Annotated in this window: 21 protein-coding genes; 8 read left to right on the forward strand and 13 right to left on the reverse strand. The window is 53.9% G+C overall.

The window, feature by feature from the left end:
• Window positions 1-49 precede the first annotated feature (49 nt).
• Both ACI0CA_RS13890 and sigE read left to right on the forward strand, forming a co-directional pair.
• Window positions 50-910, forward strand: a complete 861-nt coding sequence (locus ACI0CA_RS13890) for a sigma-E processing peptidase SpoIIGA (RefSeq protein ID WP_446806710.1) — start codon at window positions 50-52, stop codon at window positions 908-910.
• A gap of 20 nt (window positions 911-930) precedes the next feature.
• Window positions 931-1,623: an RNA polymerase sporulation sigma factor SigE gene (sigE, locus tag ACI0CA_RS13895; RefSeq protein ID WP_176819747.1), complete on the forward strand. Its 693-nt coding sequence runs from the start codon at window positions 931-933 to the stop codon at window positions 1,621-1,623.
• Between the two features lie 95 nt (window positions 1,624-1,718).
• Here sigE and ACI0CA_RS13900 read toward each other — a convergent pair whose 3' ends face one another.
• From ACI0CA_RS13900 to typA, 5 genes are all read right to left on the reverse strand, one after another.
• The gene (locus ACI0CA_RS13900; RefSeq protein ID WP_446806709.1) at window positions 1,719-3,023 is read right to left on the reverse strand and encodes an alpha-amylase family glycosyl hydrolase; all 1,305 of its coding nucleotides are present in this window, start codon (window positions 3,021-3,023) and stop codon (window positions 1,719-1,721) included.
• 42 nt (window positions 3,024-3,065) lie between these two features.
• Window positions 3,066-4,367, reverse strand: coding sequence for a M18 family aminopeptidase (locus ACI0CA_RS13905; RefSeq protein WP_417111413.1), 1,302 nt, complete (start codon window positions 4,365-4,367; stop codon window positions 3,066-3,068).
• Window positions 4,368-4,488: 121 nt separating this feature from the next.
• Window positions 4,489-6,999, reverse strand: coding sequence for a glycoside hydrolase domain-containing protein (locus ACI0CA_RS13910; RefSeq protein WP_446806708.1), 2,511 nt, complete (start codon window positions 6,997-6,999; stop codon window positions 4,489-4,491).
• The gene (pgeF, locus tag ACI0CA_RS13915) at window positions 6,996-8,693 is read right to left on the reverse strand and encodes a peptidoglycan editing factor PgeF (protein ID WP_308448608.1); all 1,698 of its coding nucleotides are present in this window, start codon (window positions 8,691-8,693) and stop codon (window positions 6,996-6,998) included. Before pgeF ends, ACI0CA_RS13910 begins: the two co-directional genes overlap by 4 nt.
• A 40-nt stretch (window positions 8,694-8,733) precedes the next feature.
• On the reverse strand, window positions 8,734-10,557 hold the full coding sequence (gene typA, locus ACI0CA_RS13920; RefSeq protein ID WP_176819727.1) for a translational GTPase TypA: 1,824 nt from the start codon (window positions 10,555-10,557) through the stop codon (window positions 8,734-8,736).
• A gap of 291 nt (window positions 10,558-10,848) precedes the next feature.
• Here typA and ACI0CA_RS13925 point away from each other — a divergent pair, with 291 nt between their 5' ends.
• From ACI0CA_RS13925 to ACI0CA_RS13940, 4 genes are all read left to right on the forward strand, one after another.
• Window positions 10,849-11,736, forward strand: a complete 888-nt coding sequence (locus ACI0CA_RS13925; protein ID WP_316688187.1) for a ribokinase — start codon at window positions 10,849-10,851, stop codon at window positions 11,734-11,736.
• A 4-nt stretch (window positions 11,737-11,740) separates the two neighbouring features.
• Entirely contained in the window at window positions 11,741-12,325 is a 585-nt protein-coding gene (locus tag ACI0CA_RS13930; protein ID WP_308448606.1) for a GNAT family N-acetyltransferase, read from the forward strand.
• Window positions 12,325-12,495: a chorismate--pyruvate lyase gene (locus ACI0CA_RS13935; RefSeq protein WP_316519565.1), complete on the forward strand. Its 171-nt coding sequence runs from the start codon at window positions 12,325-12,327 to the stop codon at window positions 12,493-12,495. Before ACI0CA_RS13930 ends, ACI0CA_RS13935 begins: the two co-directional genes overlap by 1 nt.
• Before the next feature lie 196 nt (window positions 12,496-12,691).
• Window positions 12,692-14,065 (forward strand): MATE family efflux transporter, encoded by a 1,374-nt coding sequence (locus tag ACI0CA_RS13940; RefSeq protein WP_446806707.1) that lies wholly within the window; start codon window positions 12,692-12,694, stop codon window positions 14,063-14,065.
• Window positions 14,066-14,135: 70 nt separating this feature from the next.
• On the opposite strand, the gene ACI0CA_RS13945 is transcribed toward ACI0CA_RS13940, so the two are convergent.
• The 4 genes from ACI0CA_RS13945 to ACI0CA_RS13960 all read right to left on the reverse strand — a co-directional run bounded on the left by ACI0CA_RS13945 (window position 14,136) and on the right by ACI0CA_RS13960 (window position 17,578).
• A complete protein-coding gene (locus ACI0CA_RS13945; RefSeq protein ID WP_176819722.1) occupies window positions 14,136-14,939 on the reverse strand; it encodes a ZIP family metal transporter in 804 nt (267 codons plus the stop codon).
• An 85-nt stretch (window positions 14,940-15,024) separates the two neighbouring features.
• Complete coding sequence (locus tag ACI0CA_RS13950; protein ID WP_446806706.1) at window positions 15,025-15,504, reverse strand: DNA-deoxyinosine glycosylase; 480 nt, start codon at window positions 15,502-15,504, stop codon at window positions 15,025-15,027.
• Window positions 15,504-16,205, reverse strand: coding sequence for a hypothetical protein (locus ACI0CA_RS13955; RefSeq protein ID WP_395506801.1), 702 nt, complete (start codon window positions 16,203-16,205; stop codon window positions 15,504-15,506). The genes ACI0CA_RS13950 and ACI0CA_RS13955 overlap by 1 nt, the downstream gene beginning before the upstream one ends.
• Window positions 16,202-17,578, reverse strand: a complete 1,377-nt coding sequence (locus tag ACI0CA_RS13960) for a MurT ligase domain-containing protein (protein ID WP_395506802.1) — start codon at window positions 17,576-17,578, stop codon at window positions 16,202-16,204. The genes ACI0CA_RS13955 and ACI0CA_RS13960 overlap by 4 nt, the downstream gene beginning before the upstream one ends.
• 220 nt (window positions 17,579-17,798) lie before the next feature.
• On the opposite strand from ACI0CA_RS13960, the gene ACI0CA_RS13965 reads away from it, so the two are divergent.
• Window positions 17,799-18,620, forward strand: a complete 822-nt coding sequence (locus ACI0CA_RS13965) for a sugar phosphate isomerase/epimerase family protein (RefSeq protein ID WP_176819715.1) — start codon at window positions 17,799-17,801, stop codon at window positions 18,618-18,620.
• 174 nt (window positions 18,621-18,794) lie between these two features.
• On the opposite strand, the gene ACI0CA_RS13970 is transcribed toward ACI0CA_RS13965, so the two are convergent.
• Window positions 18,795-18,935 carry a hypothetical protein gene (locus tag ACI0CA_RS13970; RefSeq protein ID WP_308448600.1) on the reverse strand — a complete coding sequence of 47 codons (141 nt, stop codon included), beginning with the start codon at window positions 18,933-18,935 and terminating at the stop codon, window positions 18,795-18,797.
• Window positions 18,936-19,069: 134 nt separating this feature from the next.
• Here ACI0CA_RS13970 and ACI0CA_RS13975 point away from each other — a divergent pair, with 134 nt between their 5' ends.
• Entirely contained in the window at window positions 19,070-20,635 is a 1,566-nt protein-coding gene (locus ACI0CA_RS13975) for a putative ABC transporter permease (RefSeq protein WP_417422532.1), read from the forward strand.
• 121 nt (window positions 20,636-20,756) lie between these two features.
• Here ACI0CA_RS13975 and galT read toward each other — a convergent pair whose 3' ends face one another.
• From galT to ACI0CA_RS13990, 3 genes are read right to left on the reverse strand one after another with little or no spacing between them, the layout of a single operon-like run.
• The gene (gene galT / locus ACI0CA_RS13980; protein WP_308448598.1) at window positions 20,757-22,250 is read right to left on the reverse strand and encodes a UDP-glucose--hexose-1-phosphate uridylyltransferase; all 1,494 of its coding nucleotides are present in this window, start codon (window positions 22,248-22,250) and stop codon (window positions 20,757-20,759) included.
• A 27-nt stretch (window positions 22,251-22,277) separates the two neighbouring features.
• A complete protein-coding gene (rimI, locus tag ACI0CA_RS13985) occupies window positions 22,278-22,712 on the reverse strand; it encodes a ribosomal protein S18-alanine N-acetyltransferase (RefSeq protein WP_343284600.1) in 435 nt (144 codons plus the stop codon).
• A gap of 9 nt (window positions 22,713-22,721) precedes the next feature.
• Complete coding sequence (locus tag ACI0CA_RS13990) at window positions 22,722-23,144, reverse strand: low molecular weight protein arginine phosphatase (protein ID WP_308448596.1); 423 nt, start codon at window positions 23,142-23,144, stop codon at window positions 22,722-22,724.
• Between the last annotated feature and the right edge of the window lie 122 nt (window positions 23,145-23,266).

Genomic DNA, 23,266 nt, shown 5'->3' on the forward strand with positions numbered 1-23,266 from the left:
CAGAATCAAAATTTGTCCCACATGTATACTGGTGTCGGGAGGTGAAAGCGTGACCGTTTATGCCGATCTGCTTTTCATCGTGAACCTCTACATAGACGCGCTTTTGCTCAGCGCGGTACGGCGTTTTTTGCGGCTGCCGCTTACGGGAAAAAGGCTTTTGCTCGCTTCCGTGCTCGGCGGGGTGTTTGGGCTTTCCGCCCTGCTGCCCGCGCTGCCGGGGGTTGTTTTGTTTCCGCTGACGCTGTTGGAATCGCTTGCGCTGTGCGCGGCGGCGTTTGCGCCAAAGCCGATGACGCAGCTTTTAAAAGCCGTTTTTTTGCTGTTTTTGTTTGGCGCGGCGCTTTCCGGGCTTTTGACGGCTGCGGCGTATTTTCTGCCGATACACGGCATTTTGCTCGCAAACGGCGCGGTGTATTTTAACATTTCCGCATTGACGCTCATTTTGCTCACGTGCGTCTCTTACGGCGTGCTGTACGGCTTCGACCGCCTGTTTCGAAAAAAGGAGCCGGACGTGTTTTTCGCAAAACTGACCATCACACGGCAGGGCAAAACCGTCACGCTGCCGGCGAAAATTGACACGGGGCTGACGCTGACGGAGCCTTTTTCCGGCACGCCTGCCATCGTTGCGGATCGATGTGCGCTCGGTGACATATTGCCGCCGAATTTCGGAATGCAAAGCACGGAAAATGCTGTTTCTATGCGGCTCATCCCGTTTTCTTCACTCGGAGCGGACGGTGTTTTGCCCGCGTTTCGGCCGGATGCGGCTTCGCTTTCGGGCATATCAATCGAATGCTGGGTGGCCGTGACCGACCGCACGCTTTCCGCAGGGAGTTTTCAGGCGCTCGTCGGCGCCGCCGTGTGTGACGCCGCGCAGATACAGGGTTTAAAACCCGGAAAGGACATCCCATGAAACACGATTTTCTCACCCGTATGCGCGAAATTTTTGCTCACTTTTTATCAAAGCTGAACGAAGACACCTGCCACTACATAAACGGCCCGGAAACGCTTCCGCCACCGCTGACGAAAGCGGAAGAACAGGTGGTTTTTCAGAACATCCGTGACGGAAAACCGAACGCACGCGACCCTCTTATCACGCATAACCTGCGGCTTGTCGTGTACATTGCGAAAAAATTTGAATCGCCTGCCGTGAACGTGGAAGACCTCATTTCCATCGGCACCATCGGGCTCATCAAAGCGGTAAATACGTTCAGCGTGGAGCGCAACATCAAGCTTGCGACGTATGCTTCGCGGTGCATTGAAAACGAGATTCTGATGTACCTGCGCAAAACGGCGCAGCTGAAAAACGAGATCTCGCTCGACGATCCGCTGAATGTGGATTGGGACGGCAACGAGCTTCTGCTCTCCGATCTACTCGGCAGCGACCCCGACATTGTGAATCGCGGCATCGAGCAGGAATCGGAAAAGCAAACGCTGCTCCGTGCCGTTGAAAAGCTTGACCCGCGCGAAAAGCAGATCATGGAGCTGCGGTTTGGGCTGAACCGGCAAAAGGAGCACACGCAAAAGGAAGTTGCCGATGCACTCGGCATTTCGCAGTCGTACATCTCAAGGCTTGAAAAGCGCATTTTGCACCGATTGAAGACAGAAATGGAGAAGGCGGGATAAACACGCCATAAACACGACAAAAAGCAGATGTATCTACCGATTTTGGTGACACATCTGCTTTTTCTAAAAAATACACCGGTTTTAAAGTATTCGGTTTATACGAGCTTCAAATATTTGACCCCATACGGCGGCAGCTCCACCATACCGTGGATGTCGCTTGTTTCGCCGGTTAAAAAATCGACCGCTTTGTACTCGCCGCGGGCGTCTATGGAACACGGCGCGTTTTCCGCATTGACGGCAACAAACACCGTCTCGTGATCACAATGACGCTCAAACAGCAGATTTTTATTCTGAATGGTGATGTTCTTATAATCTCCGTAATTCAATGCGCGGCTTTCGGTCTTCACCTTCGCGAGTCTTTCGATAAACGCGGTCAGCTCATTTTCGACGGGTGCATCGAAGCACGGGCGCAGGGCGCTGTCGCCCTCATGCTTTTCGCCCTTTGCGCCCCACTCGCTTCCGTAATACAGGCACGGAATGCCCGGCATGGCGAACAGCACGCCGTACAGCGGGTAAATTTGCTTTTCGTCGTTTAAAATGCTCGCGATGCGCGTTACGTCGTGGTTATCGGCGAAGTTCATCAGGTGCTTGCCGCGGTACAGCGTCCACGGCTCCGGGCCGAACTGCCGCCCGAGCGAATGCGCAATCTCAAAGAGATTCATCGAATTGAACGCAGAGTAAAGCCCTTTGTAACACTCGTAGTTCGTCACGCTGTGCAGCAAGCCGTCTGCGGTGATGCGGTTGTAATCGCCGTGAATCATCTCGCCGATGAGCACAAACTCCGGCTTTTTGCCGTCGCAGTACGCGCGCAGGCGGCGCATGAAATCTTCATTCAACATGTACGCCACGTCAAGACGCAGGCCGTCGATGCCGAATTCGTCGATCCATCTGCCGACGCAGTTTAAAAGGTACTCGACAACGGTGGGATTATAGAGATTGAGCTTGACAAGCTCGTAATGTCCCTCCCAGCCCTCGTACCAAAAGCCGTCGTTATAGGCGCTGTTACCGTCGAAATTCAAGTGAAACCAGTCTTTATAGGGAGAGTCCCACTTTTTCTCCTGCACGTCACGGAACGCAAAAAAGCCGCGTCCCACATGGTTGAACACGCCGTCGAGCACAACTTTGATGCCGTTTTCGTGCAGCGCATCGCACACGGCTTTGAAGTCTTCATTCGTGCCGAGGCGGCAGTCTATTTTTGTAAAATCACGCGTATCGTAGCCGTGGTTGTCCGATTCAAACACCGGGGAAAAATACACCGCACCGATATGCAGCTTTTTCAGGTGCGGAATCCACCCTTTGACCTTTTGAATGCGGTTCACGCACACGCCGTCGTTCGGCATGGGCGCACCGGTAAAGCCCAAGGGATAGATCTGGTAAAACACCGTTTCATCTGCCCACATTGTTATATCCGTTCCTTTCAAAAGAGTTATACTGACTTCAACTTAAAACACATACATGCCGTCGGCTGTCTGGCGGATATCCGCATTATAGAACGCCGTCATGGCTTTAACCATGTACGCGGTGTCCTTTTCGCCCGCTGTTTCCACGCAGGAGTGCATCGCGAGCTGCGGGATGCCGATATCGACCGTGTTGAGCGACAGATGACCGTTTGAGATATTGCCGAGCGTAGAGCCGCCCGCCATATCGGAGCGGTTATGGAAGATCATCACCGGCACCTCGGCCTTACGGCAGATCTCGCCGAACACGGCGGCGGAAACGGAATCCGTCGTATACTTCTGGTTTGCACTGTACTTGACGACGATGCCGCCGTTTAAGTAGCAGCGGTTCGTCTGGTCACACTTTTCCGTGTAGTTCGGGTGCACGGCATGGGCATTATCGGCGGAAAGCATGAAGCTATCCGGCATTTTGCGCAGCCACTCCGCTTCGGGGATATTGAGCGCGGCAGCGATGCGACGCACGGTATCCGTGAGGAACGTGGAATCTGCGCCCTGCTTTGTCAGCGAGCCGACTTCTTCGTTATCGAACACAGCGCTGATGAGCAGTTTTCCTTTGTTTTCCGCGTTCAAAAACGCTTCCGTTGCGGAGAACGCGCACTGGAGGTCGTCGAGGCGCGGGGATGCAATAAATTCGTTCTCCATGCCGAATACAACGCCGTGCTGGCGCGGATAGAGGAACATATCGCTCGAGATGACGTCTTCCTTTTTAACGCCTGCCTCTTCCGCGATGAGCGCGTTATAATCGGCGTTTTCGCCGCCGAGCAAGGGCAGCAGATCGACCTGCGGGTTTAACTTGTGGTCTGCCATGCCGCGCGTCATGTGAATGGCAAGGCTCGGGATGATGCACAGGTCGCGGTCAATGTTCAAAAGCACACTCTTTACGCCGCTTTCGGTACGCACCACGGCGCGGCCGGCAAGCGACAGCGGACGATCAAACCACGTGGAAAGGATCATGCCGCCGTAGCCTTCGGTGTTGAGCTTTTTGTAGTGACCCTCTACGGTGATCTCCGCGCCGCTCTTTACGCGGAACGTCGGGGAATCGCTGTGCGCGGAGACAATCTGCATGCCGTTATAGTTTTCCGGCACGGAGAACGCCAAAACAGAAGAGCCGTTGCGCGTCGTAAAGTAGCGCTTGCCCTTTTCGAGCGTCCAGGTTTCGTTTTCAAGCAGGCGAATGCAGCCCGCATCTTCCAACATTACACATATATTTTTCACCGCATGAAAACACGACGGAGAAGCGTCGATAAACTTCAGCAGCTTTTCGGTGGTTTCAGAAGTCTTTAACATTTCGGTCATTCCTTTCCTTGTTTCTATTCATCATAGCACAAAACGACAAATATGGGTAGAGCAAATTTCAGAAAAAAAGACCGCCGCACCGAAACAGTACGACAGTCTTTAAAAAATTAATTCATTTGCACGCATTTCCGATGGCTTCGTTCACGCGCTCGCGCAGATCAGGCAGATAGGACGATGTGCGCGGATAGTTTGCAAACGTCATGCTTTCGCCGTCTCCGAGCAGTTTTAAGACGCTTTCGCGCCCGAGCTTTTCTTCGGCGAGCGACAACGCGCGCATATCATAAAGCGCCATGGCGAAAACCTTTTGCCGCAGCGACGGCAGCGGGCCGTTTTCGCCGGGATAGACGGAAAATCCGTCGCCGCCCGGGAACGCGCCGCCTGCGTCCGTCACCTTGAACGGATCGATAACAGCTTTGGAGAGCTGCGAGTTCCAGAAGTTATAGCCCCAGTGCAGGAAGCCCGTGATGTGATACTTCCACATCTGCACGCCCAAAATGCGATTGCGGTTTGAGGGCATCGCAAGGAAACGGTTGCCCACGTCCACGCACTGGCTACAACAGGTGTACGCCCACAGATCCGGCACATCGTTTTCGATAAACGGCGTGATATGATTCGTCGCGACGACGGGGTGCTTGACGAGCCCCTCCGTGTAGTAATCATACGACGAGAGCGCGTCGCGCAGAATGCAGCCGGGCAAATACGGCTCCACAACAGCTTTCGCCTTTAAGTAGTCCTCTTTGTGCTCCTCACTCGGCTCGTCCGAAATGTGGAACATAAGGTCACTTTTTTCAACGCCTACTTCTTCAAAGAATGTAAGCAACTGCGGCAGCAGCGCATGCAATAATGCCGCGTATTCCGGGTCGGTTGCCGCAGTATGCCAACCGAATTTCAGCTTGCGTTTGCCGTTTTCGGTGACGTAAATATTCGGCGCACATTTTGCACCCCACTGTGTGAAGAAGTGGGAAATCTCAAACTTAGAAATGCCGCAATCCTTTGCGGTTTCCACCCAGCGGGCAAGCCTTGCGAAATCAAAATGATAACCCGCGTCGTTCTTTGTGATCTCTACAAGCTGCGTGCACGGGCGTTCTTTGCCGATCTCGGTATCGAGCGCAGGAGTGAACACCGGCGTCAGGATCATGTTCATGCCGTGTTCCGCCGCCATGCGCATATACTTGTCTAACAATGCCCAGTGCTCTTTTGAGTAAATCTCCACGCCGTAGCGCGCTGCGATGCAGTCGCCATGGAACCACTGCGTGAACGTGAGCTTCTGCTCCGGCAAAGTGACCGGCACGACCGTCAAACGGAAAATTTCGCTTTTGCCGTTTGCGCTGATCTCCACAGGGTAATCGCCGCCCGCGGCATCGTCGTTCACTTTGAGGCTCACCCACAGCACCTCGCGGCCGTTGACGTTCACCGCGCCGTCCGTGACGGGATACAGCACATCCGGGAACGTGCTCGGCTCTGTTGTGATGTAGTCATCATCGAACCTGTCCGGGTACGCGGAAAGCGTGCACGGCACATAGCCCTCGCGGTACACCGCCACTTTAACGGGTGCATCGGTGCGCACCTCAATGTAGTGCTCGCCCTCGCCCGTGACGATGGCCTGAAACGCGGTCTCTTCTCCGCGCAGAGCGCTCGCCTTCGGGTACGGCGCAAAGGTCTTTTCTTCCTGCGCCATGACTTTTTTCATCGGTGAAAGAAGCTGGATCGTTGTCTGCATGGATTTTTCCTCCCCTAAGTTGACCGTGTCAAACTGTGTAAAATCCGGTATATAACGTTCGCCGGCGGCACTGCGCTTTTGGCAGAAGCCGGGCAAACCCAGTTCCAACATATAATTTTGTACCTTGCGGCTCTCCCGCAGGGTGATGCGGCGGTTGATGTCCGCAAATTCCGGCTCATGCAAAACACGTCCCATCGGCGTATACTGGCTCATCAGGCTCACGGGCACGCCCGAGAAATGCTGTTTGATGAGCTCCAGCGCCTGCATGGAATTGCGCGTGTGGCCGGGCAAAATGAGCTGCCGAATGATGATGCCCTTTTGCAGCATGCCGTTTTCGTCGTACACATTTTCGCCCGTCTGTCGCACCATCTCATGAATGGCAACAAGCGCCGTTTCACAGTAGTGCGGCGCATTGGAAAGCCGCACGGCGAGATCGTCGTCCGCATATTTGAAATCCGGCAGGTAAATGTCGACGAGCCCCTCTAACATGCGCAGTGTCTCGACCGATTCATACCCGCCGCAGTTGTAGACAACGGGCACGCGCGGCTTATAGATGCGCAGCGCTTCGGCAATTTGCGATGCAAAGTGCGTCGGCGTAACAAGGTTGATGTTGTGCGCGCCCATAGCTTCGAGTTTTTTTATCGTCTCGATAAATTCTTCAACCGTGAAATCCTTGCCGTGTAGGCTTCCACCGGAGATCTCGCTGTTCTGGCAAAACGCGCAACGCAGCGAGCAGCCGGTAAAAAAGATCGTGCCACTGCCGCGCGTACCGCTGATGGGCGGCTCCTCCCAGTAGTGGAGCTTCGCGCGCGCAATGTGCATTTTGCCGCCGCTTTGGCAGTAGCCGCGCATTATTTCACGGTCAACACCGCATTTTCGCGGACACAGTGTGCAAACGCTCATGCGTTTTGTTCCCTGAGCATCAGGAACCCGGCGTTAGAGCCGCGCTTGCCGCGCGTCACGCGGTGTGAAAACAGCAGGTCGCTGTTGCACATGGTGCACACGCCGCCCGTTGTGATGTGCTCGGGCAGCACGCCTGCACCTAATAAGAACGCACGGTTGCACGCCCAAAGATCAACGTGGAATTTGCCGTTGCCGTCGTTCGTGACGAATTTGTCGCTGTCGGGCAGCGCGAGGAATTCCTCCGCACACGGGGCGTCCACCTCAAAGCACTCCTTTGCAATGGACGGACCGATGGCCGCGAGCAGATCCTCGGGGCGGGTATCAAATTCCTCCTGCATTTTCTCTACGGTAGCTTTTGCCATGCCGTTCACCGTGCCGCGCCAACCGGCGTGCGAAAGCCCAATGGCGTGATGAATGGGGTCGTAGAAGTAAAGCGGCACACAGTCCGCCGCGTAAATGAGCAGCGGCAGATTCGGCTCATCCGTCACAAGGCCGTCCACGCTTTCCATGTCCTTCGGCTTCCAAATACCCGTGCCGGCGTTTTTTATCGTGACACGGCGCACGTTCGTGTGGTGATCCTGTGCGCCCGCCGTTATATTCTCTACAGGGATATTCGCCGCTTGAGCGATGAGACGGAAATTTTCTTTTACATTTTCGTCGCTGTCGCCGCGGTTGAAGCCGAGGTTCATAGCGGCAAACTCTTCTTCACTCACGCCGCCGATGCGCGTGGAGAAGCAGTGCGTAAGGTACGGAATATTCTCCCACGCCTTAAACGTCAGCAGCCCCACACCGTTTTCCTTGATTGTCAGACGCATATCGGCGATGTCTGCGTTTTCGGCGCGGCGCGGCTTTTCGATTTTCGGCAGCGGAATGGATTTGCGGCTCACGATAATACCCTCATACTTCTGCTTCACGCGCAGCTGACCGCAGAATTCATAGCCGCACTTTTCGCACTTAAATGTGCTGCGCAGACTCTTGTTTTTCACAGTCCATTTGCCGCGGCGCTTTGCTTCGCCGCCGCATTTTTCGCACGTGAAATGCAGATGCTCTTTTTCGATCAACGGGCTGTTCACGTCGCAGATATACGTCGTTTTAAACGTGATGCGTCTGTAAAACTCCGGGTCCTTGCAGTCCTGAATGAACGGGCGGAACGTATCCTTTGTATAAATGCGCTCCAGCACCATGGCGGACAGCACGCTGTCGTCGAGCGCGCGGTGGTGGTCGAGCGCACCGTCATCAATGGAAAGCAGCTCTGCCGCTTTGGAAAGCCCAAGCTGCTCCTTGCCGTCCTCGTCAAGGCGCTTTTCCACGTACTGCTGTAAATCGACATAGCGCTGCAAAAACGGAACGGTCTCCCCGCCGCCGAAATAGCGGCAGTTTTCAATCAGCGCCAGAATGTCCGACGTGCCCCACGTGGCAATCACGCAGTCGCCCGCCCATTTTTTGAAGCGGCTCATCACCTGCATGTACGGGCGTGCGTCCAAAAGATTCGCATCCGTAATGTTGGTGAGGTCCGAGATAACCGCGCTGATCTTTTTTGTCACCTGCGGTTTGACAAAGCAGGAAAACCGGTCTGTGATATTCAGTTGTGCATCGAGCTTGACCGCGCCGAACTCGATAATCTCATTGATAAAGCCGTGGAGACGGCGGCTGTACGCACCGTTCCACTCCAGATCCAAAATAACGATATTCATTGGCTCTCCGTGTGTCTTTTCCGTTGGTCAAGTTTATGAATTACTTCTTTTTCGCAGCCTGCTTCATGCGCAGCTCTTTGCTCAGCACCATTTTGCGCATGCGGATGCTCTTCGGTGTGATCTCCACAAGCTCGTCGTCCGCGATAAACTCGAGGGACTGCTCCAGAGAGAGCACGGTGTGCGGGGTCAGCTTCAGTGCGTCGTCGGAGCCGGAAGCACGGGTGTTTGTCGCGTGCTTCTTCTTGCAGACGTTGATGACGATGTCGTCGCCCTTCGGGTTGCTGCCGACAATCATGCCCTCGTAAACCGGTACGCCCGGCCCGATAAACAGGCGGCCTCTGTCCTGTGCATAGAACAGGCCGTAAGCCGTGGACTCGCCGGTCTCGTGTACAACGAGAGAACCGGTGCTGCGCTGCTGAATATCTCCCTTATACGGCTCGTAGCAATCGAACACGTGGTTCATGATGCCGTTGCCGTTCGTGTCCGTAAGGAACTCGGAGCGGTAGCCCATGATGCCGCGGGACGGGATCTTGAATTCGAGGTGTGTGGTGCCGCTGTCGCGGGTACCCATGTTGAGCAGCTCTGCCTTTCTGGTGCCGAGCTTTTCCATGACCGCGCCGACGTAGTTATCCGGAACTTCAATCATCAAAAGCTCCATCGGCTCCAGCTTCTTGCCGTTTTCTTCCTTGAAAATAACGCTCGGGCGGGAGACCTGGAATTCGTAGTTCTGGCGGCGCATCTGCTCGATAAGAATGGAGAGGTGCAGCTCACCGCGGCCGGATACCTTAAACGTATCGGCGGAATCAGTCTCTTCCACACGCATAGCAACGTTCGTTTCGACCTCCTTAAACAGGCGGTCGCGCAGGTTGCGGGAGGTGACATATTTGCCCTCGCGGCCCGCAAACGGGGAATTGTTGACCATGAACATCATAGAAACGGTCGGCTCGTCGATCTTGACGAACGGCAGCGGCTCCACGTGCTCCGGGTCGCAGGCGGTCTCACCGATGTTGAGGTCTGCCATGCCGGAAACGGCCACGATGTCGCCGAGCTCTGCGCTCTCTGCGTCCACGCGCTTGAGGCCCTCAAACTGGTAGAGCTTCGTAATGCGCGCGTTGCGCTTTTCGTCGCTTGTGCTGCTGCAGATGGTAACGGTCTGGCCGACCTTTACGGAGCCGCGCTCCACACGGCCGATACCGATACGGCCGACGTACTCATCATAGTCAATGTTGGAGAACAACACCTGCGTCGGGCCGTCAAGGTCACCCTCCGGCGCCGGAACATCGTTTATAATGGCTTCAAACAGCGGCTTCATGTCCGTGCCCTTTTCGTCCGGCTGGTTCATGGCGTAGCCGTCACGCGCGGAAGCGTAGACCACCGGGAAATCGAGCTGGTCTTCGTCTGCACCGAGCTCAATGAAGAGGTCAAGCACTTCGTCCACGACTTCAAGCGGACGTGCGCCCGGGCGGTCGACCTTATTGACGACAACGACCGGCTTTTTGCCAAGACCAAGCGCCTTCTTTAAAACGAAGCGCGTCTGCGGCATACATCCCTCAAACGCATCGACAAGCAGCAGAACGCCGTCTACCATCATCAGAATACGTTCCACTTCACCGCCGAAATCGGCATGGCCCGGGGTATCGACAATATTGATTTTGATGTCATTGTACATGACAGCTGTGTTTTTGGAGAGGATCGTAATGCCGCGCTCACGCTCCAAATCACCGGAGTCCATGACGCGCTCGGTTACGGCTTCGTTGCTGCGGAAAACGCCGCTCTGTCGCAGAAGCTGGTCCACAAGGGTGGTCTTGCCGTGGTCAACGTGTGCAATAATGGCTACGTTGCGCAAATTTTCTCTTTTTCCCATCTTTATCAATCCCTTTCTTTATCGTTCTTAACTTCAAACTGCTTCAAAAAATTCAAAACCGGCCGCGCCGTTTTGCATGCGCGGGATACGGCAAAAAACGGATTAAAAACTCGGTTTGCTCGTTAACCGAAATATTATACCACTTTTCGCGCGTTTTGTGAATATGTTCCGCCTTGGCGAAACCGCTGAAATATTGGGTTTTTGCGTTTTTTCTTTTGTCCTGCTTTCCTTGACGGCGGGCTTTGTTCGTGCTATTCTTGTATTGATTTTGAAACAGAGGAGTGCAAAACCTTGAAGAGGATCTTGAATTTCGGCTCACTCAATACAGACTATGTTTATAAGGTCGACCACATTTTGCAGGGCGGTGAGACCATTCAAAGCGAAAGCCGCACCGTGTTCCCGGGCGGCAAGGGGTTAAACCAGTCCATTGCGCTTGTGCGGGCGGGGCTTTCCGTCTGCCATGCGGGGCTCATCGGCACGGACGGCGAGCACCTGCGCGATTTATTGAACCAAAACGGCGTAGATACCTCCCTCATCGAAACGCGCGATATGCCGGGCGGGCACACCGTCATTCAGGTCAGCCGAGAGGCACAGAACGCCATTCTGCTTTTCGGCGGCTCCAACGGGGCTGTGGATGAAGCATATGCCGACCGCGTGCTTGCGCAATTCGGCGCAGGCGACATTCTTCTGCTGCAAAACGAGATCAGCGCGCTGCCGTATATTCTCGAAAAAGCCCATGCGCGCGGCATGGAGATCTGGCTCAATCCGTCCCCGATGAACGAAAACGTTTTAAAGTGCAATCTGTCGCTCGTTTCCGTGTTCGTTTTGAACGAAGTGGAGGGCGAACAGCTGACCGGCACAAAGATTCCCACCGCTATTTTGGATAAGCTCCTTCAAAAATACCCGCACGCCGCCGCAGTCTTAACGCTCGGCAGTAAAGGCGCGTGGTACGCCAAAGAAGATAAGCGCGCGTTTGCCCCGGCGGAGCTTGTCCGTGCGGTCGATACCACCGCAGCCGGCGATACGTTCACGGGCTATTTCATGCGCGGTATGCTGGATGGGCTTTCGCCGAAAAAATCGCTGACCCTCGCGGCAAAAGCCGCTGCCATTGCGGTCTCGCGCCCCGGTGCCGCACCGTCTATTCCCCTATATGCAGAAGTTACGAGCGAAAGGAACTGAAAATATGAGTGATTTCAGAGTTGCAGTACGCAGAACGAACGAGTGGGACGGCCCGTCCATGCTCAAAATTTACACACCCTACGTCGAAAAGACACACTACACGCCCGACACCGAAGTGCCGACGCTCGCCGAGTACGTGCAGCGCATCGACACCTATACATACGGCCGTATGTGGATCCTGACGGAGATCAACAACCAGACGGCGGGATTCTGCTTTTTGACCGACCGCGATATTCCGAAGGACGACCTGTTCTCTGCCGACGCACAGCTGTACGTCTCCGAAAAATGTCTGCACAGCGGCGTGGGCACGTCTTTATACAGCCTGATGCTGGACATCATGCACCATGCAAATTACCGCCGCGTTACAGCGCACATCAATCTGCCGAACGATGCCGCCGTGGCATTCCACAAAAAGATGGGTTTTCACGAGGTCTCCGAAACAGACGGTGTTCTTTTAATGGAGCGCGCCATTGAGCCGGAAGACCCGAACGCAAAGCGCTTCACGAAAGCTTACCTCATTTTAGCGCAGGACTACGAGGCCGCGCGTGAGCACGCCGCCACATTTGTTAAAGAAGGTACGGTGGTATAATGGGCCCCTACGAATACGAAGTGGCGAGCATCGACGGCGACTACGCTGTTTTGCGCCGAACGGACAATGACACGCACGATGAAATTCTGGTCGCTCGCGCGCTTTTACCGGAGGAGATCGACATCGGCACCGCGCTGCACTACGAAATGTTCACCTATTCCATCGTTTAACATTTAATTATTGGCAAAAATAGCCAAATATTTTTCCCGTTGATTTGGGTAAACCGTTCATTGAACTCACGTTGCTTTCTTGGTACAATGATACTTGTAAACTAACACGCAGCGAAGAGGTTCTACAAACGCGGTTTACCCTTATTTTCTACGGAACGGTTTACCTTAATCTTATTTTTTAAGGAGTTGTTGTATCATGTCCAAACCGTCCGGTGCCATCGACATGACGCAGGGCAAACCGATCAACCTGATGCTTCGTTTTGCGCTGCCCATGATGATCGGCAGTATTTTTCAGTCGCTTTATTCCATGGTGGACTCCGCCGTGCTCGGCCGCTTCGTCGGCTCGCACGCGCTGGCTGCCATCGGCGCCACCACGTCCACAACGGGCCTCATCCTGCTGCTTGCAACCGGCGTGACGAGTGCCATTTCCATCGTGCTTTCGCAATACGTCGGCGCAAACGACACCGACCGCGTGCGCAAGGGCATCGTCGCCTCCGGGTGGATCACCCTTTTGCTCGGCGTTGTTCTGGGTCTCATCAGCGTTTTCGCCGCGCGGCCGCTCATGCAGCTTTTAAAAACGCCGGAAGACGTCATCGACATGTCCGTTTTATACATTCAGATTGTCTGCGGCTGCGGCATCGCACAGTTTGCGTATAACGCCGCGGCATCTATCCTGCGCGCACTCGGCGACAGCAAAACACCGCTGTATTTCCTCATTCTGTGCTCCATTTTGAATGTTATCCTCGACCTCATCAGCGTCATCGGTCTCAACATGGGCGTTGCGGGTGTCGCCGTTGCAACGGTCGGCTCACAGGCCATCTCCGCCGCCATCTGCATCCTCGTCATGTTCCGCAAATACCCCGATCTGATGCCGAAGCGCCACACCCTGCGCCCGGATATGCCCGTCAGCCTTAAAATATTCGGCATGGGTGCGCAAATGGCTCTGCAAAGCCTGTTTCTTTCCGTCGGCATGATGGTCATTACGCGCGTCATCAACAGCTACGGCTCCAACGTCGTCGCGGCGTTCACCGTCGGCAGCAACGTGCAGAACCTCGCCGTGATGCTGTTCAGCAATTTCTCGTTTGGCTTTTCCGTCTATGTCGGGCAGAACTTCGGCGCGAAAAACGCAGAGCGCATCAAGCTTGGCGTGCGGCAAATCTTCCTTCTTGTCGGCGGTCTGAGCTTTTTTGCAGGCGTGCTGACACTCATTTTTGCTGAGCCGCTCGTCTCGTTGTACGTCAAGCCGAACGAGACCGAAGTCATCGCGTATTCGCTCGAATTCATCCGCATTCAGGCGTGGTTCTTCCCGTTCCTCGGATGGATCTGGCTTTATAACAGCACCGTCAAGGGCATGGGCAAAATCAACATTTCCATGGTCTCCTCCGTTGTGGAGCTGTGCAGCAAGATCGGTCTCTCGTTGCTTCTGCCCATCTGGATCGGCACCACAGGTATTTGGTTTGCCGCGCCGATCGGCTACATTCTGGGCATCATCCCGCTGCTCATCTACTATTACAGCGGCCGCTGGAAAAAGCTGCTCACCGTCCCCGCCGCAGAACCCGCAAAGGCGTAAAATACAACAAAACGGCAAAAGTCCGAAGCACCTAAACCGTGTTTCGGACTTTTTATTCTATCTTAAAATTTCACCCCAGCATCACGTCCAAAAGCATCATTAGCGCAAAGCCCGTCACAATGCCCATTGTCGCCGCATACGGCTGCGCTTTCTGGTTGCGCTGACACTCGGGGATGAGCTCGTGCACCGCGACTAAAATCATCGCGCCCGCCGCAAAGGACAGCGCAAACGGCAAAACGGCTTCAATGTACACGGCAAGCAAAGCGCCCAAAACGCCCGCAATCGGCTCCACAAAGCCGGAAGCCTGCCCGATGAAAAAGCTCTTCCTTCTGGAGCACCCCTCACGGCGCAAAGGCAGCGAGACCGCCGCGCCTTCGGGGAAATTCTGCAAGCCGATGCCCACGGCCACCGTCACGGCACCCATCAGCGCTTCCGGCGTATAGCCGCCGTTTTTCAGCGCACCGAACGCCACGCCCACAGCGAGCCCTTCCGGGATGTTGTGCAGCGTGATGGAAAGTACCAACAAAATGATGCGGTTCAGCCGTGCGTTTTTCTCGCCCTGCGCCAAAGCGGAGCGCCGCTGCGCGTAGGTCACGCATTTATCGGAACCCCACATGAACAACGCACCGCAGAGAAACCCGAGTGTCGCCACCAAAAACGCAGGCATGCTTCCCGCCGCCTCCGCGCGCTCGATGGCCGGCTGCAAAAGTGACCAAAAGCTCGCCGCAACCATCACCCCGGCGGCGAAGCCGAGCATCAAATTGAGAATTTTGGGGTTCGGCGATTTAAACAGCACCACCGTAGCAGCACCAAGCGCCGTGACGAGCCATGTCCCCAGCGTCGCCAACAACGCATAAAATACAATATCATTCATTTTCAGCCCTCCTGATTTTATTATATGGAGAGGGAAAAAATGGGTGAAAAAAGCACGCGGCTTTTAAAACCGCGTGCTTGCCGTATTAAATTGATCGGATAATCTTCCACGCTTCCGTCAGCCGCTCCAAGCTCCACGCGGCGTTCGCGGGGCTGGTGCTCGGCAGAACCGTTTCCGGCGGGTCGATCTCTTTCGCCAGATATTTTTGATACAGCTTGTGCGCCATTTGACCGTTTGTACACACATGCGTGATGTTCGCTGTCGATAAAATCACGGAAAGATCATTCGGCACAACGTTTTTGATGCTCGCGTCAGACGAGCCCGTCACGTCGCACGAGGCAATGACGTCCCACAAGGCAACTTTATGCTTTAGCAAAAGCGCCTTCTTTTCGGGGACATCCCCCGGCACCGGTTCACCGAAAACCGCGCTCAAGACGCGCCAAAAGCGGTTTTGCGGGTGCCCGTAGAAAAACGCCGCTTTTCTCGACTGCACAGACGGAAACGAGCCCAAAACGAGCACGCGGCCGTTTTCGTCGAACACCGGCGGAATTTCGTGCTGCACCATCAGTGTACCTTCTCGGCAAAATCCTTCTTGCGCTGCTCGTAGGCCTCCATGTTTTCCGCTTCAAACGCAAGCTTCACATCGCCCGCGCCCATCAGGTTCAAAATGTACTTTGTAAACGGCGGATTCAAAACCAAGATCGGCCCCACAAGGTATGTGCCGAAGAAGTTGTTTACGCGGATACCCTCGTATTTCGCCTTTATATTGAGCCCCACACCTTTGTTTTTCACGAACAAGCCGTGCGATTCATCCGGCGTGTAGGCCATCGTGAACTGCGTCTTAAAGCCCATGATGACATTGCCGTCAAATTCGCCCTCAAAGTCGCTGTTGTGGCGGTGCATCATATCGCGCTTTGCGTACAAACGATAAAGCCCAAGGCACTCTACGCGGCTGCCGTCCTCGTTTTCAATGTAATCGCCGAAGATTTCGAGCGCATTGCCCGTGAAAAGGAACACCGTGCCGTCGTCAATGGCTTTTTGGATTTTCTCCTTCAGCGGCATCAACTTGCGGATGACCTGCTCCTGCATACGCTCCGTCATGGGACCCATATACACAAGGTTCATTTTTTCTTCGGTAAAGCGCACATCGTCGCTGAATTTCGTGCGGATAAACTCCGCTTCCGGCAGCGTTTTTTCAAGGTAGACCATGTTGTACGCGTCGCCGAACAGGTTGCAGAATTCCGGGAAAAGGACTTCTATTTTCATTTCGTCTCGCCCTCCTTCTCACGTTCGATCATCTTATCGCGAATGTCATTTGCCAAACGAATGGTGTATACGTCGTACAGAATAAAGACTGTGTCCGCTTCTTTCGAGACCGCCGCAGGCGTATCGCTTTCATCGCGCATATGCACGATCTTCTCCGCCGGCACACCGGCCAGAAGCGTGCGCACATACGTATCGTGGTGGCGCGCACCGGCAATGACGACCTGCACGATGCTCGGGTCATTTAAAAACTCAAAATCGGTGTCGTAGAACCACGCGGTGTTCTCCACGGTGTGGCGCGCATCGAAGTAGTCGTCGAGAAACATCACAACGGACTTTTTGCCCGGCGCGTTACGGATATTTTCAAACGCACGGGAGCACGCAATGGGGTTCTGCCCCTTTGCAAGGTGCAGAATGTACTTTCTGCCGTTCACTTCTTTTTCGGAGTAACGCGTCTCGCTGATGCCCATTTTCTCCATGGAATTGCGGATTTTTTCTTCGGAAAGGCCGAATTCACGCAGCGTCGCGATGGCGGCAAGGGCGTTATAAATATTGATGTTCGTACTGTTCAAAAGCGGGTATTCCGATTTTTTGCCGCCCACCGTCACGTTCATTTTCATGTCTTTCGTATCGATGTCCGTTGCAAGGTAGTCGATGTCCGGCGAGCGGTAGCCGCAGGCTTCGCAGTGCACGCGGCCGATATGATGGTAGCGCACAATGTCGTGCACAAGCGGGCCGTGGCATTTGGGGCAGGCAGGCACATCATTTACGATATTGTCGCATTCCTTTTTGTCCGTGTCAAGGTGGTCGATGCCGAAATATACGCGGTCGTTTTCGGGCTTAATGGAACTGCAAAGCGGGTCGTCGCCGTTCAAAACGAGCTTTGTGCCCTTTGGAATTTCCTTATTCAGAATGTCGAGGATAAACTCCGCGTGCGCGTTGCGCTTATAAGAATCACGGAAAATGTTCGTGCACAGCACAATGTCCGGCTGCATGTAGGGGTAAATGTTCGGCGCAGAGCGCTCATCGAGCTCAAACACCGCAAGGTCACACTTCGGCTTGCCGAAAAAGTGACTGTTCGCAATGAGCGTAGATGCCACGCCGGTCGCAACATTCGTGCCGGAGCGGTTGCACATGAACTCGATGCCGTTATCCTCCAAAACATCCTCGATCATGTTCGAGACAGTCGTTTTGCCGTTCGTGCCCGTAATGCCGATGATCTTCTTCGGTTTCGGCATGCGTCCGATAAAATCCGGGCACAGAATAATAGCCCAAGAGCCCGGCATGGACGTGCCCTTTCGCCCGATGAGCTTTAGAACCAACGCCGTACCGCGGGCGAACATCAGCGCAAAATAAAAGCGTAAATTTCGTTTCATTTTCTTCATTCCTTAAATTTGAATTTTCCGTTTATCGATACGCATGATTATACTACTTTTAGACGTGAACTGCAAGATGAACTGCAAGATAACGCCGTTTTGAATTGTTTCGGCTCCGAAATTGCGAATATTTAGGAATTTTTCATAATACGGATTGATTTTTCACAAAAAAGACTGTATGATAAAGAAAAGCAATCCATTAACTTAGGAGGAGTTCACCATGAAAACTTTACCCGTAGCGGTACAGGTTTATTCTGTCCGCGATGACGCTGAGCGCGATTTTAAGGGCACCATGCAGAAAATCAAGGACATGGGCTATGACGGCGTTGAGCTTGCAGGCCTTTATGGCATGAAGCCGGCGGAAGTCAAGGCGATTTTGGAAGAAGTGGGCCTCGTTCCGCTTTCCGCACACGTTCCGTTTCAGGAGCTCGAAGCCGACATCGAAGGCACGGTCGCACAGTACAAGGAGATCGGCATGCAGTACATTGCCATCCCGTATCTGATGGAAGAAGATCGTCCGGGCACCGAGAAGTTCCTCAAGAACATTGAGACCTTCAAGAAGATCGGCGAAGCCTGCAAGAAAGTCGGCATCACGCTGCTTTACCACAACCACGATTTCGAGTTTGTAAAGATGCCGAACGGTCAGTATGCACTCGATTATATCTATACCGAGATTCCCGCTGACCTGCTCCAGACCGAGCTTGATATCTGCTGGGTCAAGGTCGCCGGCGAAGAGCCGGTCGATTACATCAAGAAGTACGCCGGCCGCGCACCGGTCGTCCACCTCAAGGACTTCTACAAGGAAGGTAAGCCGGCCAACATGTACGAGCTCATCGGCATTGAGACCGAAAAGAAGGAAGAAACCGGCAAGTTCGAGTTCCGTCCGGTCGGCCACGGCATGCAGAACATTCCGCCGGTGCTCGATGCAGCACTGGAAGCCGGCTCCAAGTGGGTCGTTGTCGAGCAGGATCAGTCTTATGACACCCCCGCTCTCGAAGCCGTGAAGATGAGCCGCGATTACCTCAAGGGCCTCGGCTGGTAATTTTGCTTTAAGTAAGACATAAGAATACATATTTTCAAGGCGTACTTTCTCTCCGAAAGTGCGCCTTCATTATATTCGCCTGTCGGCGAATGCTATAGTCCTTCAGACAATAAAAAGAAAAACGGCTTCCGGCGCATGAAAGCACCGTGGAGCCGCGTATGTATAAGCGAGATATTATGCGTCCTTCTTTTCCTCTTCGTCTTCCGGCGGAAGCACGGATGCGCAGTGCGGGCATTTCGTCGCGCCGATCTTCACGTCATCCATCAGGCAGTACGGGCAGGTTTTCGTGGTAGGAGCCGTTTGTTTTCCCCTCAAAATTTCCGATATTGCTGCGGTTTCCGACAGTTTTTTCTTGCAGAAGTATTGTTGAAAACCATGAAATATGCTATACTGTTTTATACTTTTCCGAGATATACATAGGACGCTCGATGGTTTAAGGAGATGCACGCATGGCATATAAGATCTGGCTTTTTCTATGGTACTTTGTGCTTGCTTCCTTCTGCGGCTGGGTCGCAGAGGTGGGGTACATCGGCATGGTATACCGAAAATTCAAAAACCCCGGCATGCTGAACGGTCCGTACTGCCCGCAGTACGGCCTGATGATTGCGCTGCCGTGGGCGGCATTGACGGCGCTGCATTGGCAGACGTCGTTTGTTGCCACGCTGTTTTTCTGCCTGATTTCAAGTTTCCTTGTGGAATTCACGTTCGCGTGGCTGCTGCGCAAAACAACGCACATCCGCCTGCGTAATTACTCCAAATTCAAGTGGAATATCAAGGGCTACGTTTCCGTGCCCGTCGCCACCGTGCGCGGCGTGTGCTTCTCGTTCATTGTGGTGTTCATCGTGCCGGTACTCACGTCACTTCTGCACTACGTCAACCGCACCGTCGGCTGGGTCATCCTCTATGCTGTCCTCGGCATCATGCTGCTCGACATCATCATCACGTCCATCACCGTGCAGCGATTGAATCACCAGTTTAAACGCTTATCCGAACTCGGAGACCGCGTGCGCGAGGCGAGAAACGCCCTCGGCAATGCCGTCACCGGCGGCGCCATCGGCGCAGCGGAGGCCATCGATGACCTCGACCTGCAAAAGAAGCTTCAGGAAGCACAGAAGACCGCCGACGAAAACTACACGGCACTCCTCAACAAATCGAACTTCTTAAAGCGCCGCTTCATGAGCGCCTCGCCGGATATGACGAACGAGCAGTACGAAAAGGAATTAAAAGCGTACCGCATCACGACGGAAGAGCGCAAAAAGCGCTCCGCCGAACGCTGGAAGCGCAATCGCTATGAATATGAAGCTACATTCGAAAACCCGGAAGACCGCCCGTTCGCGTTCGGCATGAACTTCACAAAACTCTTCTGGATCTTCTTCATCGGCTGCCTTGCCGGTTTTGTGCTTGAAGAATGCTGGGCGTTCTTCATCGCGCACCAGATTGAGCTGCGCGTCGGCCTTGTGTACGGCCCATTCCAGCCCATTTACGGCGGCGGCGCAGCCATCATCACGCTGTGCCTGTATAAGCTCTACAAGCAGGACGACATCATCATTTTTGTTGCCAGCGGCATCATCGGTGCGGCGTTCGAGTATCTGTGCAGTTGGGGACAGGAGATGCTGTTCGGCACCGTTTCGTGGGATTACAGCGGCACACCGTTCAACATTGACGGCCGCACAAACTTGATGTTCGCGCTCATCTGGGGCACGCTCGGCCTTATCTGGATCAAAGAAATTTACCCCGCCATGTCGCGCATGATCGAAAAAATCCCGAAGCGCCCGGGCGCTATCCTCACCATTTTGCTCGTTGCGTTCATGCTGTTTGACGGGCTCATCTCCTGCGCCGCGCTGACCCGCGCCAACGAGCGCGCCGAGGGCATCCCCGCCACAAGCTCGTTCCAAATGTTCCTCGATAAGCACTTGGATGACAACTACCTCGCACTCGTCTACCCGAACATGCAGAAGGTCAACGAAGACGGCACGAAAAGCGAACCGCTGAAAGACACGGTAAAGAACACGTAAACGCAATCCGTCCATACTGCGGCAAAGAAATTTGAAGCTGTTTCATCACGAATTAAAAAGAATCCACCGTATCGCTTTCACACATACGGTGGATTCCTTATTTTATCGTATTATTTTCGATTCAGCGTACGCTTTCTACAAACGTTCTGAACGCTTTTCTGCCCTCTGCCGTGCATTTGTAGACGCCTGCGTTCTCCAGCACCTTTACAAACACCTTTCCCACTTCCTGCTGCAAGATGTGCTCGGCATTCGCTTCGTTCATTTCCGGGTGGTCGCGCTTCACCTGCGCTGCCCACTCCGCGTGCTTTGCGATGCTCTCCACGCTTGAAACATCGCCGTTTTTCAGCATCACGTCTTTCAGGGTCTTCAGCTCGTCTTTCAGTCTGGACGGCAAAACCGCGAGGCCCATAACTTCAATGAGGCCGATGTTCTCTTTCTTGATGTGATGATATTCGTCGTGCGGGTGGTATACGCCGAGCGGATACTTTTCCGTCGTAATATTGTTGCGCAGCGCAAGGTCAAGCTCGTATACGCCGTCCACACAGCGCGCAATCGGCGTGATGGTGTTGTGCGGCTCGCCGTCCGTCTCCGCAAAAATGAACGCATCCTCGTCCGTGTAGCTTCTCCACGCTTTCAATACATGGTCGGCCGCGTCAATCAGGCGATCCGGGTTTTTATGGCGCAAACGCAAAACAGATACCGGCCAGTTCAAAATGCCCGCTTCCACATCTTCAAAGCCGTGCAGCGTGCAGTGCTCCTCCATGTTCGCGCGCGCCATCGCGAACGTATAGTGGCCGCCCTGGTAGTGGTCGTGTGTCAAAATGGAACCGCCAACGATGGGCAAATCGGCATTAGAGCCGAGGAAATAGTGCGGAAACTGCTCCACAAAATCAAACAGCTTGCGGAACGTGCTCTTGTCAATCTGCATCGGCACATGCTCGCCGCAGAACACAATGCAGTGCTCATTGTAGTACACATACGGAGAATACTGCAAAAACCAATCCGCATGGTTCACCGTGATCGGGATTGCGCGGTGGTTCTGTCTTGCCGGGTGGTTCATGCGGCCCGCATAACCGATATTCTCCTTGCACAGCATACAGGCAGGATAACCAGAAGCCTTCATTTTCTTTGCCGCAGCAATAGCCTTCGGATCTTTTTCCGGCTTTGAAAGGTTGATGGTAATATCAATCGCACCGAAACGCGGGTCGTTATACACCCACTTTAAATCGCGCGCCACACGGTCGCGGCGGATATAATTGCAGTCGCCGCAAAGCTTATAGAACCAGTCCGTCGCCTTTTCCGGGGATTCCTTGTAAAGTGCACGAAACGTGCGGTTCACATCGGACGGGCGCGGTGTCAAAAGGCCCATCAGTTTCGTGTCAAATAAATCGCGGGACGTCGCACCGTCCTCGATGATGCCGCGCTTTACGGCTTCGTCGCAAAGACCGTCCAGCAAAAGTGCCAGGTTTTCGCTCTGCTCCGCTTCCTCATCCGCGTAATCCTCTTCACAAAGCGCCTCCAATAAACGGTTGCGCGTGTAAATCGTGTCTTCCGCTTCGATGAGCCCCGTGCGCACGCCGTATTCGACAAGCGCCTTGATTTTTCCGAAAAGCATACTTTTTACCCCCGTATAGCTAAAAATTCAGAAGGAGAGCGTAAAAATCAGCGCATCCTCTCTTGGTTCTGTATAAAAATTGCGGCGCACACCCGCTTCCGTAAAGCCGAGCGAACGGTACATCGCAATGGCCGGCAGGTTTGATGTCCGCACCTCCAGCGTGATGAAAACGCCGCCGTTTTCCCGCGCTTTTTCGATCAGCGCCGCCATGAGCGTTCTGCCCACATCGTGGCCGCGAAACTCCGGGAACACCGCAATATTATCCACATAGCTTTCGCCGAGCACCGTGTGCATGCCGCCGTAGCCGAGCACCTCATCTTGCTGCATCGCCACCAAAAAGCACGCGGCAGGATTATCAATCTCCTCCGTCAGGCTTTTTTCGCTCCACGGTTCCGAAAAGCAAAGCTTTTCAAGCTCCGCAAGGCGCGAAACGTGCTCCGCCGTCATCGAAACAATCTGCATAAACGCTCCTTAAAAACCGAGATGCTGCTCAAACGTCTGCAATTCCTCGCAGATCTTGTCGCGGCACTTGCGGTAGGTATTTAGGTCCCCGCCGTAGGGATCGTCAATGTAATGCGGCACGTAAATCTTCTCCGCCGGCACACCCGCCTGCATCAAAATGTACGCATGGGTTTTCGACATCGTGAAATAAACGTCCCACACATCGATTTCTTCCGGCGTAAAGCGGCGCGCAATGTGACCGCTAATGTCCACGCCGATCTCTTTGCAGACCAGCACCGCATTTTCACTGGGGTGCTGCCCGTCCAGCGCGGAAAGGCCGGCGCTTTGGCACATGATATTCTCAAAGCCGCGCTGCTCCATTTCGTGGCGGAAAATGCCCTCCGCCATTGGGCTTCTGCACGTGTTTCCGGTGCAGACAAACAAAATTTTCATCTTTATTATAAACCTCGAATACTTCTATAATCGGTCGTATTTCGTCTTCCAAAATGAAAACGCTCCCGAACGACCGCTACCTATCATAGCACAGTTCGGGAGAGAATTCTACTAAGTATTCT

The sequence above is a fragment of the Hominenteromicrobium mulieris genome, from assembly GCF_046197855.1.
GTDB lineage: Bacteria > Bacillota > Clostridia > Oscillospirales > Acutalibacteraceae > Hominenteromicrobium > Hominenteromicrobium mulieris.

Bases quoted from the DNA above. Each gene is read 5' to 3' on its own strand.
- rimI (WP_343284600.1), bottom strand. From the start codon at position 22,712: ATGCAGATTGTTTCGATGACGGCGGAGCACGTTTCGCGCCTTGCGGAG.
- typA (WP_176819727.1), bottom strand. From the start codon at position 10,557: ATGGGAAAAAGAGAAAATTTGCGCAACGTAGCCATTATTGCACACGTT.
- ACI0CA_RS13935 (WP_316519565.1), top strand. From the start codon at position 12,325: ATGGGCCCCTACGAATACGAAGTGGCGAGCATCGACGGCGACTACGCT.
- ACI0CA_RS13930 (WP_308448606.1), top strand. From the start codon at position 11,741: ATGAGTGATTTCAGAGTTGCAGTACGCAGAACGAACGAGTGGGACGGC.
- ACI0CA_RS13960 (WP_395506802.1), bottom strand. From the start codon at position 17,578: ATGAAACGAAATTTACGCTTTTATTTTGCGCTGATGTTCGCCCGCGGT.
- sigE (WP_176819747.1), top strand. From the start codon at position 931: ATGCGCGAAATTTTTGCTCACTTTTTATCAAAGCTGAACGAAGACACC.
- ACI0CA_RS13945 (WP_176819722.1), bottom strand. From the start codon at position 14,939: ATGAATGATATTGTATTTTATGCGTTGTTGGCGACGCTGGGGACATGG.
- galT (WP_308448598.1), bottom strand. From the start codon at position 22,250: ATGCTTTTCGGAAAAATCAAGGCGCTTGTCGAATACGGCGTGCGCACG.
- ACI0CA_RS13900 (WP_446806709.1), bottom strand. From the start codon at position 3,023: ATGTGGGCAGATGAAACGGTGTTTTACCAGATCTATCCCTTGGGCTTT.
- ACI0CA_RS13975 (WP_417422532.1), top strand. From the start codon at position 19,070: ATGGCATATAAGATCTGGCTTTTTCTATGGTACTTTGTGCTTGCTTCC.
- ACI0CA_RS13950 (WP_446806706.1), bottom strand. From the start codon at position 15,504: ATGGTGCAGCACGAAATTCCGCCGGTGTTCGACGAAAACGGCCGCGTG.
- ACI0CA_RS13905 (WP_417111413.1), bottom strand. From the start codon at position 4,367: ATGTTAAAGACTTCTGAAACCACCGAAAAGCTGCTGAAGTTTATCGAC.
- ACI0CA_RS13910 (WP_446806708.1), bottom strand. From the start codon at position 6,999: ATGAGCGTTTGCACACTGTGTCCGCGAAAATGCGGTGTTGACCGTGAA.
- ACI0CA_RS13955 (WP_395506801.1), bottom strand. From the start codon at position 16,205: ATGAAAATAGAAGTCCTTTTCCCGGAATTCTGCAACCTGTTCGGCGAC.
- pgeF (WP_308448608.1), bottom strand. From the start codon at position 8,693: ATGAATATCGTTATTTTGGATCTGGAGTGGAACGGTGCGTACAGCCGC.
- ACI0CA_RS13990 (WP_308448596.1), bottom strand. From the start codon at position 23,144: ATGAAAATTTTGTTTGTCTGCACCGGAAACACGTGCAGAAGCCCAATG.
- ACI0CA_RS13940 (WP_446806707.1), top strand. From the start codon at position 12,692: ATGTCCAAACCGTCCGGTGCCATCGACATGACGCAGGGCAAACCGATC.
- ACI0CA_RS13965 (WP_176819715.1), top strand. From the start codon at position 17,799: ATGAAAACTTTACCCGTAGCGGTACAGGTTTATTCTGTCCGCGATGAC.